Origin of the sequence: Ochrobactrum sp. Q0168, assembly GCF_016427605.1 — a bacterium.
Taxonomy (GTDB): domain Bacteria; phylum Pseudomonadota; class Alphaproteobacteria; order Rhizobiales; family Rhizobiaceae; genus Brucella.
The window spans coordinates 1-16,149 of the sequence record NZ_JAELXQ010000005.1 but is presented as its reverse complement, the minus strand read 5'-3'; the positions used below and the strand labels follow the sequence as shown (position 1 = coordinate 16,149).

Sequence of the window (16,149 nt, the reverse complement as noted above, 5' to 3'; positions counted from 1 at the left end):
AATGTTCCGTGCAGTAGACATCATCCGCGCGCATGAAGTGATCGACGCGGTTCCAGCGGCCCATGCCGTGCTGGAGCGTGACGAACGCCATCTGCGCCGCAAGGCAATCACGCTCGACAACGGCGAGAAGGTACTTGCCGATTTTGCCGATCCGGTGGTGCTGGACCATGGCGACCGGATTGTTCTGGACGATGGGCGCGAGATTGAAATCCGCGCCGCCAGCGAAGAGCTTTACGAAATCCACGGGCGCGACCAGCTGCATATTGCCGAGCTTGCCTGGCATATCGGCAATCGCCATCTGGCGGCGCAGATTGAGGCGGACCGTATCTTCATTCTGCGGGATCACGTCATCAAGGCGATGCTGGAAGGGCTGGGCGCAACCGTGACCGATGTGGTGGCGGTTTTCAGCCCGTTGCGTGGCGCTTATTCAGGTGGCCATTCGCATCATGACCACGGGCACGGCCACGACCATGACCATCACCACCACCATCACGACTGATCCCAACACCGCTCTTCTGCGGCTGATGGCGTGGCTGTCTCCGGTCTTTCCGGTCGGCTCCTTCAGCTATAGCCACGGGCTGGAGCGGGCGGTGCATGATGGCTTCGTCACCGATGCGGCAGAGTTGAAGGACTGGCTGCACTGGCTCGTTACACGCGGTTCGGGCTGGAACGATGCCGTTCTTTGCGCTGAAAGCTGGCGGCGGGCGATGGCGGGTGAGGATTTGGGCGAGCTTGCCCAGCTGGCGGAGGCGCTGGCAGGCTCTCGCGAGCGGCATATGGAAACCATGCTGCAAGGCGGCGCTTTCCTGTCGGCAGCGCGCAGCTGGCCGTCTCCTGTCTCCGATCAGCTGCCGGGCAACTGCGCTTATCCGGTGGCCGTCGGCGCAGTGGCAGGGGCGCATGGCGTTCCACTCGTCTCAACACTGGCGGCTTTTTTGCAGGCTTTCTGCATCAACCTGTTGCAGGCGTCCATCCGCCTCTCGGTCACGGGGCAAAGCGGCGTGACCACCACCATGGCCGCGCTGGAAAACACACTGGCAGAAACCGCCATGCGTGCCGGACAGTCCGGTCTGGATGACCTTGGTTCGGCGACTTTCATCGCCGACATCATGGCCATGAAACATGAAACACAGCATTCGAGGCTTTTTCGCTCATGACACAGAAGAATGGACCGCTCAGGATTGGTATTGGCGGGCCGGGCGGCTCCCGCAAGACGACGCCGACCGAAAAGCTCTGCAAGGCGCTGCGCGACACATATTCGGTCGCCGTCATCACCAACGATATCTATACGCAGGAAGACGCTTATATTCTGGCGCGCCATCAGGCGCTGTCCGAGGATCGCATCATGGGCGTGGAAACCGGCGGCTGCCCGCATACGGCAATCCGCGAGGATGCATCGATCAACCTGCAGGCCATCGCGGAAATGAACCGGCGCTTTCCCGATCTGGATATCGTTTTCATCGAATCTGGTGGCGATAATCTTGCCGCCACTTTCTCCCCCGATCTGGCCGATTTGACGCTTTACGTCATCTCCGTCTGTCAGGGCGAGGAAATTCCGCGCAAGGGCGGGCCGGGTATCACGCGGTCGGACTTTCTGGTCATCAACAAGAGCGATCTTGCGCCCTATGTGCGGGTGGACCTTGAGGTAATGGAAAGCGATGCAGCGCGCATGCGTGGCAAACGCCCGTTCGGCTTCACCGACCTCCATCGCGGTCAGGGCGTACAGGCGGTGATTGACTTCATCGTCGAAAATGGCGGTCTGGAGGTCCGCGCCGCCTGAAAAAGACGGCGTTTCGTTATATCTGAACCAGCGGCGTGCCTTCCTCGAAAAGGCCGGAGAGATTGTGCAGCGGGTCATTGAGCGACCGCTTGCGAATGGTCAGAAGCGTGTTGAGCCCGTTTGCGATGCGTCTGGCATAGCCAAGATCGTTGAGAAGCGAGCTGAGCTGTAAGCCGCTGACTTTCTCCTGCCGGTTCGCCTCGAACAGCTTTGCGCCGAAGGCGCGTTCGAAATCTTTGACCTTCTCGATGAAAGCTTGCTGGTGGGCGTCCCATTTGTCGCTGGCGGCATCGGCGCGGCTCAGCACACGCACTTCGTGCAGCACATTGACCAGATGTTCGCGCAGTTCAACATAGGCGTCGCGGACGGGGGAATTGGTCTGCCGCAGATAGAAACCGAGATTTTTCTGGAGATGCTTGGCGTCCTTGACGATTTCCGCCATTTGCAGTGCGATCACCTGTCCAGTCATCCAGAAATTCTGCTGATCCGTGTTGTTCCCGGGATCGACCTTGCCGATGAAGCTCAATATGTCTCCGTAGACACCCTTGATATAGAGGCGGTAGAGCAGGTCGGCATCGACATAATCGACGTCGGGTGCGGCGCGCATGATGGCCTCGTCATGCTTGGAGCGGTTGATTTCGCTGACCGGCAGATAAAGCGCGTGGCAGATAACCTCGACGCTGAGACGTCCCAGATGCTGCAATTCATGCACCAGTGCCTGCGCAGCCGTCTCGGGGGAACTGAGCGCCGACTTGTCAAGATAACGGGCGCGCAGTGCATTTTCCGGCAGGTCGGGCGTGCCTGCTGGAATGAGGACGCGAGGCTCTGGCCTGCCCGGTAGCACGCGTTCCAGAAAGCGTGTGAACGGGACCAGAGCGGGCCAGAAGATCAGCACGCCTAAAATGTTGAACTCGCTGTTGAAGATCGCGAGCTGGATCAACTGATTGTCACCAACGTCCATTGCCTGCGAGAGCCACACCGCAAGGCGAACCAGCATTCCCATCAGAACCAGCGAAATGCAGGCGGTGGCGACATTGAAAATCACGTGCGCCAGCGCCAGTCGTTGGCCGCTGCGATTGCCGCCGAGCGCACCGGCAATGCCGGTGGTGATGCTGCTGCCGACATTGGCTCCGATGGCGATTGCCGCCGATTGCCAGAGATCGACCTGTCCGAGACCCAGCGCTGCAAGTGTCAGCATCAAGGTCGCATGGGTCGATTGCAGCAGCAGGGTCAGCACGAGGCCGATGCCAGCGAAAATGACCTGACCGAGCCAGCCGTCGATCCTGTATTGGGCGAGATCGAAATTCTCGGTGACGACGGAAAAGCCCTGCTTGATGCCGTCAATGCCAAGGAAGATGAAGGCGATGCCAAGCAGAATGCGCCCGATGGCTTTGATCTTCGGCCCGAAGAAACTCGCCAATACGCCAAACACCATCAGCGGCAGGGCCAGCGAAGAGAGGCTGAAATTCTGTCCGGCCAGCGACAGCAGCCATATGCCGGTTGCCGAGCCCAGATTTGCACCGAAAATGATGGATATGCCAGCGGCCAGGGATATAAGGCCAGTTGTGATGAAGGCAATGGTCATCAGCGAGACAAGCGTGCTCGATTGCATTACTGTCGCACCGACCAGCCCGACCAGCAGACTTTTCCACGAGGTGGAGGTGCCGCGCGCCAGCATCCGCTCCAGGGCACTACCCGCCAGATTGCGCAAGCCTTCTTCAAGGCACTGCATGCCGAACAGGAAAATCGCCAGTCCGGCGCAGAGTGTCAGCCAGCTTTCATTGAGCCAGAAACTATAGCCGAGGATAGCGATCAGTATCAGGCCGAGAAAGCGTGCTGCCTTCTGGCCGACTCCATTTTCCGACGACACGAGAGCTGCCATGGTTGCTGTCTTGTTTCCTTCGTGGAGCGGGATGTTTTGGGATTACAGTTATTCGGTCAGATTTTTCGCGCCTTCGGGCGAAGTATTGCTTGATGATAAGCGGCTCGTTCAGAAAGCGCTATCTGGAAAATCTCGGCAGGCGAATTCCAAATGTAAAATTCGTTTCAACTGAATTAATTTGAATTGCAAATCAAATTAATTCGTGCTTTATTGCCGTCATGCAGTCCAATTCGTCTTCTCCTCGCTCCCAGTTTGGGATTCGCTTTTCGTTGCTTGCCCGGCGTTGGCGGCGCGCGCTTGATGCGCGCCTTGCCGAAGCGGGGCTGTCCGATGCCACATGGGTTCCGCTGATCCATCTTCAGACCACCGGCGGCGGCGTGACGCAGAAAGAACTCGCCGCGCTGGTCGGTATCGACGGGTCGAGCCTTGTGCGGCTTCTGGATATTCTTTCCCGTCAGGAGCTGGTCGAGCGCCGGGTCGATGAAAACGACAACCGCGCGCGGCTGATCTTCCTCACGCCGAAGGGTGAGCAGCGCGTGACAGAAATCCGGCGTGAACTGGCCAAGGGGGAGGAAGACATGCTGGCGGATATTTCCGATGCGGATCTGGCCGCCATGCTTGACCATTTCGACGCTATCGAGCGGCGCCTCGCGGCCAATCAGTTGAGACGCTCACAGGAAACTGGAGAATGAGGACCGAAACCTCCATGATATCGTCGGCCCGCAGGCTCGACGCCGCGCGCCAGCTTTTGAAACCGCAGCAGTTTCAGGAAAGCGTTGCGCTTTCGCAGCAGCCTTCCATTCGCAACTCGTCGCTTGCAGGCCTTCAGTCCGCAGCCACTGCGGTCATCGCCTTGCCGCTCATCTATCTTTCGCCCTGGTCGCATCTGATCGGCTTTGCTTCGCTTGGCGCTCTGGTTGCTTTATTCGGGCGTTTTGCACCGCAGGCAAGCCGCAACCGCGTCGTGCTTCTGTGCGCCATCTGCCAGACGCTGGCCGTGCTCGTCATGTCGCTTGTCGCCGCAGCGGGTGCGCCGCTGGCTTTGCAGCTTCTGCTGCTGGCCGTTCTGTGCGGTGTATTCTGCTTTGTGACCGCAACTGGAAAATTCGGTCCTCCCGGCGCGTTGATTTTCATCTTCGCTGCCGGCGCATCGATGAGCCAGTCGGTTAGTTTACAGCAGACGCTGGAGCGCACCGCCGCTACCGCGCTGGTCGCAATACTGGCCTTTCTGATCTGTGTGCTGACGGAATATTTCCGTCATAAGGCCAGTGTGGAAAAGCCTTTCCCGTCGGAACCGTTGCGACCGGTCAGCCACCGGCTGATCGCAGCAGTGCGTGTTGCCTTTGGCGCGGGCGTGGCGGCGTTTGCCGCTTATGCCATGGAGGCCGCGCACCCCGCCTGGGCGGCAATGGGCGCTGTTGCCGTAATGCAGGGCGCGCATCTGCATATCAACATGAACCGCGCCTTGCAGCGCATGGTCGGCACGCTTCTGGGCGCGGTCGTTGCCTGGATGATCCTGACACATGCTCCGTCCATATGGACGTTGGTTGCGATACTGGGGTTCCTGCAATTTGCAACCGAAGTCATCATCGGCTCCAATTATGCGCTGGGACAAATCCTCGTAACGCCGATGGCGCTACTGATGACCTATATCGCCGCGCCTGGTCTGAACGGGGTCGATATGGTGTCGGAACGGGTGCTTGACACATTGCTCGGCGCTGCTATCGGCATTGTCTTTTCCGTGTTGTTTTCAACGCAGGACGATCGGGTCTATCTGGCCGAACACCATATAAAAAGAACGCAGCGCTGATGGCGCTGCGAGCGGATTAATTCCATTCATTTTGTAGAAAATAGAAAATGCTTTCCCTATTGGTGATCAGAAGGCAGTCAGCACCTTTGAACGTCGGTGCGTGGCGTGACACCATTCCGTTGCGTTTGATCCGGTCGACCGGAGAAAGCGATGACGGCAATGAAATGATGGTGGCAAGCATGGGCGAAAAAGCGTTGAGACTGGTGGAAGATACGGCGGATATCGCTGTTTCACCAGATGAGTTGAAGGCTGCTATGCGGCAATTGGCTGGCGGCGTCAGCGTTGTGACTGCGGGCTTCGGCGATGGGCGCACCGGCGCGACCGTCACCTCGGCGACGGCACTTTCGGTCGACCCGCCAACGATCATCGTCAACATCAATCGCGGTTCGTCGGTCTGGCCCGCCATTAGCCGCCATAACCATTTCTGCGTCAATGTGCTGTCGGCTGCCCAGCAGCCGATTGCGGACCGCTTTGCCGGCAAGGACGGTATCAAGGGCGTCGCGCGTTACGCAGACGCCGAATGGTATACGCTGGAAAGCGGCGCGCTGGCGCTGACGGGCGCACTGGCCGCTGTCGATTGCGCCGTGGAAGACGTCATCGAACGGCACACCCATGCCATCATCATCGGTCGTGTTTTGAAAATCGTGGCGGGCGGCGGCGAGCCGCTTGTCTATCACAATGGCGGCTATCGGCTGCTGGACCTGTTGTCAGGCGCTTAGCTTGGCCCATTCGGGCGCGGCGCTGTCGTCTTCGAGGCCACCGTTGCGGGCAAATTGTTCCAGCGTCATGGAATCGAGAACGCCGGCGATGGCTTCGCGCACGAGCAGCATCGAACGGCGCACCTGACAGGCGCGGTGATCCTCGCAATCTTCGCATGGCTGATAGGCCATGCGGCTTGCGCAGCGGATGGGTGCCAACGGGCCGTCGAGAACGCGAACCACCTGGCCAATCGTGATATCGGCTGCCGGTTTGGAAAGGCTGTAGCCGCCGCCGGGACCTTTCTTGGAACGCAAGATGCCGTCATTGCGCAGTTCCAGAAGAATCGCGTCGAGAAATTTCTTGGAGATATTGTTCTTGGAAGCAATATCGGCGACGAACGCGCTTTCGCCGGGTTCAAGCAAGGCAAGATGTGCCAATGCTTTCAAACCATATTTGCCCTTCTTCGTCAGCATGGACACTCCACCGATAATCGCCAATGGTTGGTTGCGCATGCTTTTGCACGAAATCGAGCGAATAGATAGTCTATTTACAGGTAATAGACCCCGATCCGCTTGCCGCCGATGATCTCGACCGCGATATCCATGTCGTAAATGTCGCTCAGGATTTCCGGATGGATCAGTTCGTCCGGCGTGCCCTGATGCGCGACTTTGCCATTGCGCATGGCAACGATGTGGTTGGAATAGCACGACGCGAAGTTGATGTCGTGCAGCACCAGCACCACCGTCTTGCCAAGCTCATCGGCAGCGCGGCGTAAAAGCTTCATCATCGACGCCGCGTGTTTCATATCCAGATTGTTCAGCGGTTCATCGAGAAGCACATAGTCCGTATCCTGACAGAGCACCATCGCAACGAAGGCGCGCTGGCGCTGACCGCCGGACAATTCATCGAGAAAGCGCTCGCTTAAACTTTCAAGGCCAAGGTAATGGATCGCCTGTTCGACATGCTTGCGGTCTTCGCTGTTCGGTCGGCCCTTGGAATAGGGATAGCGCCCGAAGGTTACGAGGTCGCGCACGGTCAGTCGTGAATTGATGGCGTTTTCCTGCCGGAGAATGGAGAGGCGCTTTGCCAGCACATCGCCTGATGTGGTGGTGACATCCAGACCGTCAACGGTCACGCGGCCTTTGTCCATCGGCAAAAGGCGGCTGATCATCGAAAGCAGCGTTGATTTGCCCGCGCCGTTGGGGCCGATGATCGACGTTACGCCGCCCGCGGCCAGGCGCAGGGTCACGTCTTCGACGACAAGGGCGCCGCTATAGGATTTGCTGACTTGGCTTATTTCGATCAACGCGCATTTCCCCTGACAAGAAGGATAATGAAGACGAGACCGCCCAGAAATTCGATGATGACGCTGAGCGCGGTATTGAAGGCAAAGGCTCGTTCGAGAATGGTCTGGCCACCGACAATGCAGATGATGGCCAGAAGAACGGCAATCGGCAGAACGACGCGATGTTTCCCAGAGCCTGCCAGAATGTAAGCGAGATTGGCGACCAAAAGGCCGAAGAAGGTGATCGGTCCAACGAGGGCGGTCGAAACGGCGACCAGCACCGTGACCATCAGCAGGATGAGCCGCACCACGCGACGATGATCGACGCCGAGATTGATGGCAGGCTCGCGTCCAAGCGCCAGCACGTCGAACACATGCAACAGCCGCCAGCCATAGAGCGACACGGCAGCGACGATAATCGCCGAGAGTGTCAGAATATCAGCGTTGATCGTGTTGAAACTGGCAAAGAAGCGGTCCTGCAAAACCGCGAACAGGTCCGGATCGAGCATGCGCTGCAAGAGATTGGACAGGCTGCGGAAGAATACGCCGCATATAATGCCGACCAGCATCACCAGATGCAGGCTACGCGCCGCGCCCGAAAACAGCCAGTAATAGAGCGAACCCGCAAACAGCACCATCACCACGGTTTCGGTGATGAAGCGTATGTTCGGTCCGATCCAGTCGACATGCACCGCGCCGAAGAAAAAGACGATGACGGTCTGGATCAGAATATAGAGCGCATCAAAGCCCATGATGGATGGTGTCAGGATGCGATTATTGGTGACGGTTTGAAACAGCACGGTCGAAACGGCGATTGCATAGGCCACCAGTACCATGGCGGCCAGTTTTGTGCCGCGGAAGGACAGGATGAATGACCAACTGCCCTTGGCGCCAATCGTCATAAAGGCGACGGCGGCAAGAAGGGCAATCACGCCGAGAACGGGGATGAGGATCGCGGGGCGTCTAAGCAAGGCGCGAACCCCGCCGCAACAGGAGATAGAGGAAGATGACGCTGCCCACGACACCCATCATCGTGCCGATGGGGATTTCATAGGGAAAGCGGATCAGGCGACCGGCAATATCGCAGGCGAGCACGAGACCCGCACCGAGAACGGCGATCCAAGGCAATGCGCGGCGCATATTGTCGCCGATGAACATGCTGACGACATTGGGCACAATCAGGCCGAGAAACGGGATCATGCCGACCGTGACGACGACCGACGCGCTGACCATCGATACGATGATGAGGCCGAGCGTCACCACACGGCGATAATTGAGGCCGAGATTGGTGGTGAAATCTTCACCCAGCCCCGCGACCGTGAAGCGGTCGGCGGCGATATAGGCGACGACGGTAAGCGCAAAGGCGATCCACAGCAATTCATAACGTCCGCGCAGCACGCCGGAAAAATCGCCGGTCGTCCATGAATTCAGCGATTGCAGCAGATCGAAGCGATAGGCGAGGAAAGTGGTGATGGCGCTGACAACCCCGCCGAGCATGATGCCAACCAGCGGAACAACCAGCACGGAGCGCAACCGGATGCTGCGCAGGATACGCAGAAACAGCGCCGTTCCCGCCACTGCGGTGACGGAGGCGACCAGCATCTTGACGAAGACGGGCGCTTCCGGTGCGAAAAGAATAACCAGAAGGATGCCAAGGCTGGCGGATTCGACCGTTCCTGCTGTTGACGGTTCGACGAAACGGTTGCGGGTCAGCATCTGCATGATCATGCCCGCAACGGCCATCGACATGCCCGCCAGAACGATGGCGATAGTGCGCGGAATACGGCTGACGAGCAGCAGTTCAAGCGCGCTGCCGGGACTGTCGCTCGCGCTTTCACCGGGGTAAATCAGTGCATGTAGTGAGACGTCGCCGACCCCGATAAACAGGCTGATGACAGCAAGCACGGCGACAACAACTATAGCTGCAGCTAGTCCCTTCACGCTTTGTCCTGTTCTCTTGCCTTGTCATGCATCGGGCTGTCCGGCATGGCGGACAGCCCGGGTGACTGGGTCAGAAAGTGCCTAACGTTTACTTTGCCTTGTCGAACACTTCCGACAATTGGTCGATGGTGCCGTGCAGGCCGTTGAGGCCGCCGCCGACGAGATACCAGTTCTGCGACTTCAGATAGACGATCTGGTCTTTCTTCGCTGCCGTGGTCTGGCGAACGAGATCATTGTCGAGAACCTGCTTGGCGGAATTGCCTTCGCGACCGATGGCAGCGTCGCGGTCGATCACGAACAGCCAGTCAGGATTGGTCTTCAGAATAAATTCCTGGCTGATCGGCTGGCCGTGATTGCCCTTGGTGGTGAGGTCAGTCGCGGCAGGCGTCACACCATAGGCGTCATGCAGCATGCCAAAGCGCGAGCCGGGGCCATAGGCGCTCATCTTGCCGCCAGTGGTGAGGATCAGAAGACCTGTGCCCTTGCCCGCCGTCTTCTGCTTCAGCGCGGCCACATCGGCGTTGAGCTTTTCGATCTCAGCCTTGGCTTCCGCTTCCTTGCCGAAGATCTGGCCAAGCTTTTCAACATTCGCTTCGGTGCCGCCGATGAGGTCTTTTGAGGAAACCGTCAGATCGATGGTGGGCGCGATCTTTGCGAGTTCCGGATATTTGGCTGCCGAACGACCGCCCACAATGATGAGGTCCGGTTCGGCGGCATTGATGGCTTCATAGTCCGGCTCGAACAGCGTGCCGACTTTCGGATAATCGTCGGACTGATATTTCTTGAGAAAATCTGGGGCGGTGACCAGTGTCGGCACGCCCGCAACCTTGACGCCGAGGCGGTCGAGATTGTCGAGCGTTGCGAGATCGAGCACGATCACCTTGGCAGGCGAAGCAGGCACGGCCGTTTCACCCTGCGCATGCTTGACGGTGATGTCGGCAGCGCTGGCGGCAGAGGCCAGAGAAAGCGCCATGACGGCTGCGCCACAGAGGCGGGCGACATGTTGGCCGAAATTCAGCATGATGCACAATCCTTTCGTCAATCCTGTGCTTTATAGTCCAGTTTTCCGCAGGTCCAACCCCGGCGGACAAAAAAGTCTCAATTGTCTGTGTGTTCTGGCTTCTTGCCGAGCAGAATAAAATCCAGACTGTCCTTCACCGTCAGCGGGATCATCGAGCCGTGTCCCTCATCGGCAAAGCGGTGGAACGCTGTCTCCAGCTGCGGCAGCTGTTCCAGTTCCTTGTAGACATCCGCGCCCGAAGGTCCGCCGCGCAGCTTTCGCATGCGCTGAATGTCGTCAGCCGATTGGCCGGGACGGGAACCGCGCTTGCCGGAAGTTTCCATCAGCAGGCGCAGCGGGTGCGGAGCCGATTTGAAGGCCGCGATGAAGCGGTCCTTGTCCGACAGGATCGAATGACCGTCCCACCATATCGACGGATCGGCGGCGGCGTATGTCTGGAAGGTGCCCGTGTGGTTGAACAGCGCATAGAGTGTGAACAGCCCGCCCAGCGAATGGCCGAACAGCGCCTGCTTGCTTTTATCGATGGCGAAACGCTTTTCGATTTCAGGCTTCACCTGTCCTTCGATGAAGGCAAGGAAGGCATCGCGACCGCCGGTCTTTGGCTGGTCGGCGGGATCAGGCGTCAGCTGATCGGTGGTTAGCGATGTCAGATCAAAATAGCGCAGGCGCACGATTTCGTCCGCATCGTCGGTCGGATAACCAATGCCGACCAGAACAGCATTCAGCGCTGTATTCTTGGCCATTTCAGCGGCGGCGAGCGGCAACATGCGGTTGCCGTCAACCATATAGACGACCGGATAGCCGCCTTCGGGAGCGGCCTCGGCAGGCGCTGCGGTAAAAATGCGATAGGAAATGCCATTGGCTTCCATGTCGAAGAAAGCACGCACGGGTTCCGCTGCCTGAACCGTGGAGGCAAAAAGAATGCTGCCGAGCATCAGGCACACCTTCTTTATGTTTTTCAGAGCGCTCATCGAGCATCCATTCAATCGAAAAAAATGACGCCGGCATAAACCGGCGTCATATGGCGTCAGATCAGAAGCGCGAGGTCATGCTGACCCAAAGGCGACGACCGTCGACAACGGTGTTGAACTCATCGACATCGATCTGCTTGTCGAAGATGTTGTAGATGGCTGCGTTGAACGTCACGTTCTCGCTGAAGTCATAAGAACCGCCGAGATCGACCGTCGCATAGGGCTTGTACTTGCGCGCCAGAACCGTCTTCCCGTCCGCGGCATAGATCGGCGTTCCAGCCGTACCGATACGTGCGCCGGCATTGGTTTCCTCGCCATGATAGTTGGCGGCGGCCCATGCCTTCAGCCCGTCGACCGGGGTAATCCAGTCGCCGCGCAGGCTTGCCATGTGCTTTGGCGTGCGGGCGAGCGGCAGACCTGCATAGGTGCCGGTCTTCTGTTCCGAATCCGTATAGGTGTAGTTACCGCGAAGGGTGATCGTGTCGGTCGCTTCCCAGTTGAATGTCAGTTCCACACCCTGAAGCACGGCTTCATCAATGTTGAAGGCATACCACAGACGGTAGTTCGGATCTTCGCTCCAGCGAACCGGATCGCCATTGCTGTCGGTAACAAGCGCGTTGGAAATCTTGTCCTTGAAGTTGGTGTAGAAATAAGTCGCGCCGAGACGCAGCCCTTCCTGATTGTCCCACAACACGCTGGCTTCGTAGCTGGTGCTCTTTTCCGGCTCCAGATTCGGATCGCCGATGATGACGCCGCAGGTGCCGGTCGGGCCATAAGAGCAGCCGCCGCCGCCCGTCGTATAGGCATAGCCCGGAGCGATGGTGCGGATATCGGGCGCCTTGAAGCCCGTTGAAATGCCGCCCTTGAAGGTGATCTGATCGGTCGCGTGCCACACGGCATAGCCGCGGGGGCTCAGATGCGAGCCATAGACCTCGTGATCATCCATGCGCAGACCGCCGGTCAGCGAGAAGTCGGGCGTCAGCCACCATTCGTCTTCGGCGAAGAGCGCCCATTGGCGCACGCTGAATTCTTCATCCAGACCCGTACGGCGTCCCGGATTTTGGTCAGTCAAGACCGTATCCATGAACTGGCCGCCAGTGACGAGCGTGTGATTGCCGTAGAGTTCGAACGGCGTGGTGAACTTGCCGTCCAGAATCGAATTCTTCACATGGGGTGAGCGGAGATTTTCCTCGTAGCTCTGGGACTTGTTGCTCCAGTTGAAGTTGGTCCGCTCAGACCATTCCTGCATGAAGGAGAATTCCGACGTCGTCGGACCCCAGCGGCCGGTATGGCTGATCGACCAATGGTCACGGTCATTATAGTTGTAGGAATCGACAGCCGAGGCGGTCTTCTCCGTCGTATTACCGACTGTGCTGTCGCGGCGCAGACGCGTCTTGCCCAGTTCGAGCTGAACGTCGTGATCCTTATTCGGCGTCCATGTGATACGCCCTGTGATGTCGACATCCTGCTGCTCAGGCGTGCCGCTGACGATCTTGTCTTCCTGGCGCTTCAGGCCACGTCCCCAGAGCTGCACACCGATAAGGTCCGGCACCAGTGGGCCCGTAATATAATAGGAACCCTGAAGGGAATTACCGTATTTGGAGTGCTGCTGGGCAATGCCGTCCACCGTGAACGAGCCGCTCCACTTGTCCGACACTTTCTTGGTGATGATATTGATGACGCCGCCCATCGCATCCGAACCATAGAGCGAAGACATCGGGCCACGGATGACTTCGATGCGTTCAATGGCGTTTGCAGGCGGAAGGAAGCTCTGTTCAAAGCCGGAATTGCCGTTGGTGCGGGCATCACGGGTGCTCTGGCGCTTGCCATCGACGAGCAGCAGCGTATAGGAGCCGGGAAGACCGCGAATATAAATGTCGCGCTCGGCGGCAGGGCCTGTCACAGCCACGCCCTGCACGTCCTTCAAGGCGTCGGTCAGGTCGCGATACGCGCCCTTTTCAAGCTCTTCGCCCGGTACGACGGTGATGCTGGCAGGGGCATCGGTGATGTTCTGCTCAAAGCCAGTCGCTGTCACCACGATCTGGTTCAGCTTAATCGTGCTGTCGGATGCAGCTTGCGCGAAGGCGCTGGTTTGGCTTGCCAGAAGGACGGTCGAAAGACATGTCCCTGCGAGAATCGCTTTTGCTGTAAGCGTTCCATTGGTCATGTGCCTGCCTTGCGCGCCAATGGCACACAAGCCCCAAAACAAGCTGGTCATTTTCACCACCGTCTAAAGTTGAGTTTTCTACTCTCCTTATGTATGGCTATAAGATGACGTCAATCATCATGTTTTAGAAACTTTCCAAGTTTCAAAAAACGCAACTGACGAGGCAGGCAGCGGATATGGCGAGTAAGCGGGCGAAGAGCGCAGAACCGGCGGAAAGCGCTGAAAGCGACGGTGCAAATCTTCGCCTTGGCCAATTGCGGCTGCTGATTGCCCTCGATGCTCTTCTTGTGGAGGGCAGTGTGGGTGGCGCGGCCAAACAGATGGGTTTGAGCATTCCGGCCATGAGCCGTCTGCTGGGGCAAATCCGCGACCACTTCGATGATCCGATCCTTGTTCGCTCCGGTCGCGCGATGATCGCGACGCCAAAGGCCGAAGCGTTGCGCGGGCGCTTGCGACGCCTGGCCCATGAAGCCGATGCCTTGATGAAGCCCGGTTCTGAAACCGCGCATGTGTCGGCCTGCAAGACCCGCCATCCTGGCCACCATGGTTGGAACCGCAGCGCCATCGCGAGCCCGCCGCCATTGACCATCCGCAAGGTGACGGATTTGGAGAACTATCCGTCGGCGGAATATACCGCCGCACAGTTCGCCGATATTCAGAGCGAAAACGATCCAACGCGGCGGCTGGCCAAATATATTGCCGTCATTGGCCGCAAGGCGGGACATACCCGCCCGCTGGAAATGCACGAGGCGGAAGATGCCTTCACGACGATCTTTGCAGGCGAAGCCGACCCGATGCAGATCAGCGCGTTGTTGCGCCTGATCCACTATCGCGGCCTGACCGCGCCGGAGCTTGCGGGCATGGCGCGGGCGTCCGGGCGGTTCTATGCCGCCGATGCCAGCATCAATAAACCAGCGCTGGACTGGCCCGCTTATCTGTCTCCGAATTCTGCGCAGTCACCATGGTTCATGCTGGCTGCATTGCTTGTCGCGCGCGCCGGTTATCCGGTGCTCATGCATGGTAGTTGCGGTGTGGGTGAATTGGCGGGCAAGCTGGAGATTGCGGCGGAATCACTCAATCTGCCGATTGCCGCGTCGCATGAACTGGCAGAAAGCGCATTGCGAGCGCATGGCATATGCTTCATGCCGCTGGCGGGTTTTGCACCACAAGTGCAGGCGCTGCTGGCGCTTTATCCGCTGTTTGAATCCCGCTCGCCGATGAACAGTCTTGTCCACTTGATCAACCCGCTGGGCCTGAAATCGTCGTTTCTCGGCGTATCCCAGCCAGCCTATCGTGAGCTTCACCGCGATGCCGCCGTGCTGCTCGACATGCAGTCGGCCTCGGTCGTCTCGACCAGCCGCGATGTAGCGGAACTCGTTCCGCACCGCAGGCACACAATATACCGTTACGTGCAAGGGCAATCGAGCGCGTTGCAGTTGCCGACGCTTTCGAAGGAAAGCAGCGACAAGCATTCCAGCCTCAGTTCGTTTGAATATTGGCATGGCGTGTGGACCGGTACGGCGAACGACAAGCGCGCTGAAAGCACGGTTATTGCCACAGCAGCCATGGCCATGATGACGGCAGCCGCCGCCGACAATGACAGCTACGATGCCTTTCACCAGAAGGCCGCCCATATGTGGCGCAACCGCCATTCGGCTAATACACAAGTCGAAAATCGGTAGGGGTTAACCCCAATATCTAGACCGCATCCTCCGTCCTATTATCCCCCTGTCAAGCAAATGGGGAGGATTTGCCGGAGGAGCGATACGTGCGAACTGATGGGCCAGGTTCTGGCATCCGTTCAGCCACGACCCAGCCATCCAGCGTCCTTTCAAGCTGACTCACCACACCACCGCTTCAAGGCGTGCAGTGCGCGTATCCGCGCCGGTCAAGCCTCCCATTTGGCGTCTGGTGTGGCGACCTGAGGAAGATCAGAAAGGACCCGCTATGTCCAAGAAGAAATGCGCGATCATTGGTTCCGGCAATATTGGCACGGATTTGATGATCAAGGTGATGCGCACGTCGAAGAATATCGAGATGGGCGCAATGGTCGGCATCGACCCGAATTCGGATGGTCTGGCGCGCGCCGCACGGCTTGGCGTGCCGGTCACCCATGAAGGCATCGACGGTTTGATGCGCATGCCGGAATATCGCGATATCGATATCGTGTTCGATGCCACCTCGGCCAAGGCGCATCTGCATAATGACGCGCTGTTGCAGAAGGACGGCAAGAAGGTCATCGACCTGACGCCAGCCGCCATCGGCCCCTTCACCATTCCCGCCATCAATGGCGACGCCAATATCGATGAGCCGAACGTCAATATGGTGACATGCGGCGGTCAGGCGACGATCCCGATGGTCTATGCCGTCAAGCGCGCGACCGACCGCGTGGTCTATGGCGAAATCGTCGCTTCGATCTCGTCGCGTTCCGCTGGTCCCGGCACCCGCGCCAATATCGATGAGTTCACCGAAACCACGTCGAAGGCGATCCGCGAGCTGGGTGGTGCTGAACGCGGCAAGGCGCTGATCATTCTCAACCCTGCTGAGCCGCCCCTCATCATGCGCGATACGGTGTTTGTTCTGTCGCAAGGCG

16 protein-coding genes are annotated in these 16,149 nt (G+C 58.5%); 8 read left to right on the top strand and 8 right to left on the bottom strand.

Annotated elements, in window-relative coordinates:
* The first annotated feature begins 1 nt into the window (after position 1).
* Genes ureE through ureG form a run of 3 tightly spaced genes read left to right on the top strand, consistent with a single transcriptional unit; the run spans position 2 to position 1,780 of the window.
* Entirely contained in the window at positions 2 to 499 is a 498-nt protein-coding gene (gene ureE / locus JAU75_RS11160; protein ID WP_199056597.1) for an urease accessory protein UreE, read from the top strand.
* Positions 471 to 1,157 carry an urease accessory protein UreF gene (locus JAU75_RS11155; RefSeq protein ID WP_199056817.1) on the top strand — a complete coding sequence of 229 codons (687 nt, stop codon included), beginning with the start codon at positions 471 to 473 and terminating at the stop codon, positions 1,155 to 1,157. Before ureE ends, JAU75_RS11155 begins: the two co-directional genes overlap by 29 nt.
* Positions 1,154 to 1,780, top strand: a complete 627-nt coding sequence (gene ureG, locus JAU75_RS11150; RefSeq protein WP_199056596.1) for an urease accessory protein UreG — start codon at positions 1,154 to 1,156, stop codon at positions 1,778 to 1,780. The genes JAU75_RS11155 and ureG overlap by 4 nt, the downstream gene beginning before the upstream one ends.
* 16 nt (positions 1,781 to 1,796) lie before the next feature.
* On the opposite strand, the gene JAU75_RS11145 is transcribed toward ureG, so the two are convergent.
* Entirely contained in the window at positions 1,797 to 3,662 is a 1,866-nt protein-coding gene (locus tag JAU75_RS11145) for a Na/Pi symporter (protein ID WP_199056595.1), read from the bottom strand.
* Between the two features lie 269 nt (positions 3,663 to 3,931).
* Here JAU75_RS11145 and JAU75_RS11140 point away from each other — a divergent pair, with 269 nt between their 5' ends.
* From JAU75_RS11140 to JAU75_RS11130, 3 genes are all read left to right on the top strand, one after another.
* Positions 3,932 to 4,354, top strand: coding sequence for a MarR family transcriptional regulator (locus JAU75_RS11140; protein ID WP_247880455.1), 423 nt, complete (start codon positions 3,932 to 3,934; stop codon positions 4,352 to 4,354).
* Positions 4,351 to 5,472, top strand: a complete 1,122-nt coding sequence (locus tag JAU75_RS11135; protein WP_199056593.1) for an FUSC family protein — start codon at positions 4,351 to 4,353, stop codon at positions 5,470 to 5,472. The genes JAU75_RS11140 and JAU75_RS11135 overlap by 4 nt, the downstream gene beginning before the upstream one ends.
* Before the next feature lie 179 nt (positions 5,473 to 5,651).
* Positions 5,652 to 6,191 (top strand): flavin reductase family protein, encoded by a 540-nt coding sequence (locus JAU75_RS11130; protein ID WP_235889900.1) that lies wholly within the window; start codon positions 5,652 to 5,654, stop codon positions 6,189 to 6,191.
* Here JAU75_RS11130 and JAU75_RS11125 read toward each other — a convergent pair.
* From JAU75_RS11125 to JAU75_RS11095, 7 genes are all read right to left on the bottom strand, one after another.
* A complete protein-coding gene (locus tag JAU75_RS11125; RefSeq protein WP_199056592.1) occupies positions 6,180 to 6,644 on the bottom strand; it encodes an Rrf2 family transcriptional regulator in 465 nt (154 codons plus the stop codon). The two genes, JAU75_RS11130 and JAU75_RS11125, sit on opposite strands and share 12 nt — an antisense overlap.
* A gap of 74 nt (positions 6,645 to 6,718) precedes the next feature.
* On the bottom strand, positions 6,719 to 7,477 hold the full coding sequence (locus JAU75_RS11120; RefSeq protein ID WP_199056591.1) for an ABC transporter ATP-binding protein: 759 nt from the start codon (positions 7,475 to 7,477) through the stop codon (positions 6,719 to 6,721).
* Positions 7,474 to 8,427: an iron chelate uptake ABC transporter family permease subunit gene (locus JAU75_RS11115; protein WP_199056590.1), complete on the bottom strand. Its 954-nt coding sequence runs from the start codon at positions 8,425 to 8,427 to the stop codon at positions 7,474 to 7,476. Before JAU75_RS11115 ends, JAU75_RS11120 begins: the two co-directional genes overlap by 4 nt.
* The gene (locus JAU75_RS11110; RefSeq protein ID WP_199056589.1) at positions 8,420 to 9,397 is read right to left on the bottom strand and encodes an ABC transporter permease; all 978 of its coding nucleotides are present in this window, start codon (positions 9,395 to 9,397) and stop codon (positions 8,420 to 8,422) included. Before JAU75_RS11110 ends, JAU75_RS11115 begins: the two co-directional genes overlap by 8 nt.
* An 88-nt stretch (positions 9,398 to 9,485) precedes the next feature.
* Positions 9,486 to 10,418, bottom strand: coding sequence for a siderophore ABC transporter substrate-binding protein (locus JAU75_RS11105; protein ID WP_199056588.1), 933 nt, complete (start codon positions 10,416 to 10,418; stop codon positions 9,486 to 9,488).
* Between the two features lie 77 nt (positions 10,419 to 10,495).
* Positions 10,496 to 11,389 carry an alpha/beta hydrolase-fold protein gene (locus JAU75_RS11100; RefSeq protein WP_199056587.1) on the bottom strand — a complete coding sequence of 298 codons (894 nt, stop codon included), beginning with the start codon at positions 11,387 to 11,389 and terminating at the stop codon, positions 10,496 to 10,498.
* Positions 11,390 to 11,450: 61 nt separating this feature from the next.
* A complete protein-coding gene (locus JAU75_RS11095) occupies positions 11,451 to 13,556 on the bottom strand; it encodes a TonB-dependent receptor domain-containing protein (RefSeq protein ID WP_199056816.1) in 2,106 nt (701 codons plus the stop codon).
* Positions 13,557 to 13,732: 176 nt separating this feature from the next.
* Here JAU75_RS11095 and JAU75_RS11090 point away from each other — a divergent pair, with 176 nt between their 5' ends.
* Complete coding sequence (locus JAU75_RS11090) at positions 13,733 to 15,238, top strand: glycosyl transferase family protein (protein WP_199056586.1); 1,506 nt, start codon at positions 13,733 to 13,735, stop codon at positions 15,236 to 15,238.
* A gap of 265 nt (positions 15,239 to 15,503) precedes the next feature.
* On the top strand, positions 15,504 to 16,149 hold a 646-nt coding region (locus JAU75_RS11085), incomplete at its 3' end, for an acetaldehyde dehydrogenase (acetylating) (RefSeq protein ID WP_199056298.1).

What these genes read in the sequence shown, in the direction of transcription:
- ureE (WP_199056597.1), top strand. Translation starts at nt 2, where the DNA reads ATGTTCCGTGCAGTAGACATCATCCGCGCGCATGAAGTGATCGACGCG.
- JAU75_RS11155 (WP_199056817.1), top strand. Translation starts at nt 471, where the DNA reads ATGACCATCACCACCACCATCACGACTGATCCCAACACCGCTCTTCTG.
- ureG (WP_199056596.1), top strand. Translation starts at nt 1,154, where the DNA reads ATGACACAGAAGAATGGACCGCTCAGGATTGGTATTGGCGGGCCGGGC.
- JAU75_RS11145 (WP_199056595.1), bottom strand. Translation starts at nt 3,662, where the DNA reads ATGGCAGCTCTCGTGTCGTCGGAAAATGGAGTCGGCCAGAAGGCAGCA.
- JAU75_RS11135 (WP_199056593.1), top strand. Translation starts at nt 4,351, where the DNA reads ATGAGGACCGAAACCTCCATGATATCGTCGGCCCGCAGGCTCGACGCC.
- JAU75_RS11130 (WP_235889900.1), top strand. Translation starts at nt 5,652, where the DNA reads ATGGGCGAAAAAGCGTTGAGACTGGTGGAAGATACGGCGGATATCGCT.
- JAU75_RS11125 (WP_199056592.1), bottom strand. Translation starts at nt 6,644, where the DNA reads ATGCTGACGAAGAAGGGCAAATATGGTTTGAAAGCATTGGCACATCTT.
- JAU75_RS11105 (WP_199056588.1), bottom strand. Translation starts at nt 10,418, where the DNA reads ATGCTGAATTTCGGCCAACATGTCGCCCGCCTCTGTGGCGCAGCCGTC.
- JAU75_RS11100 (WP_199056587.1), bottom strand. Translation starts at nt 11,389, where the DNA reads ATGAGCGCTCTGAAAAACATAAAGAAGGTGTGCCTGATGCTCGGCAGC.
- JAU75_RS11095 (WP_199056816.1), bottom strand. Translation starts at nt 13,556, where the DNA reads ATGACCAATGGAACGCTTACAGCAAAAGCGATTCTCGCAGGGACATGT.
- JAU75_RS11090 (WP_199056586.1), top strand. Translation starts at nt 13,733, where the DNA reads ATGGCGAGTAAGCGGGCGAAGAGCGCAGAACCGGCGGAAAGCGCTGAA.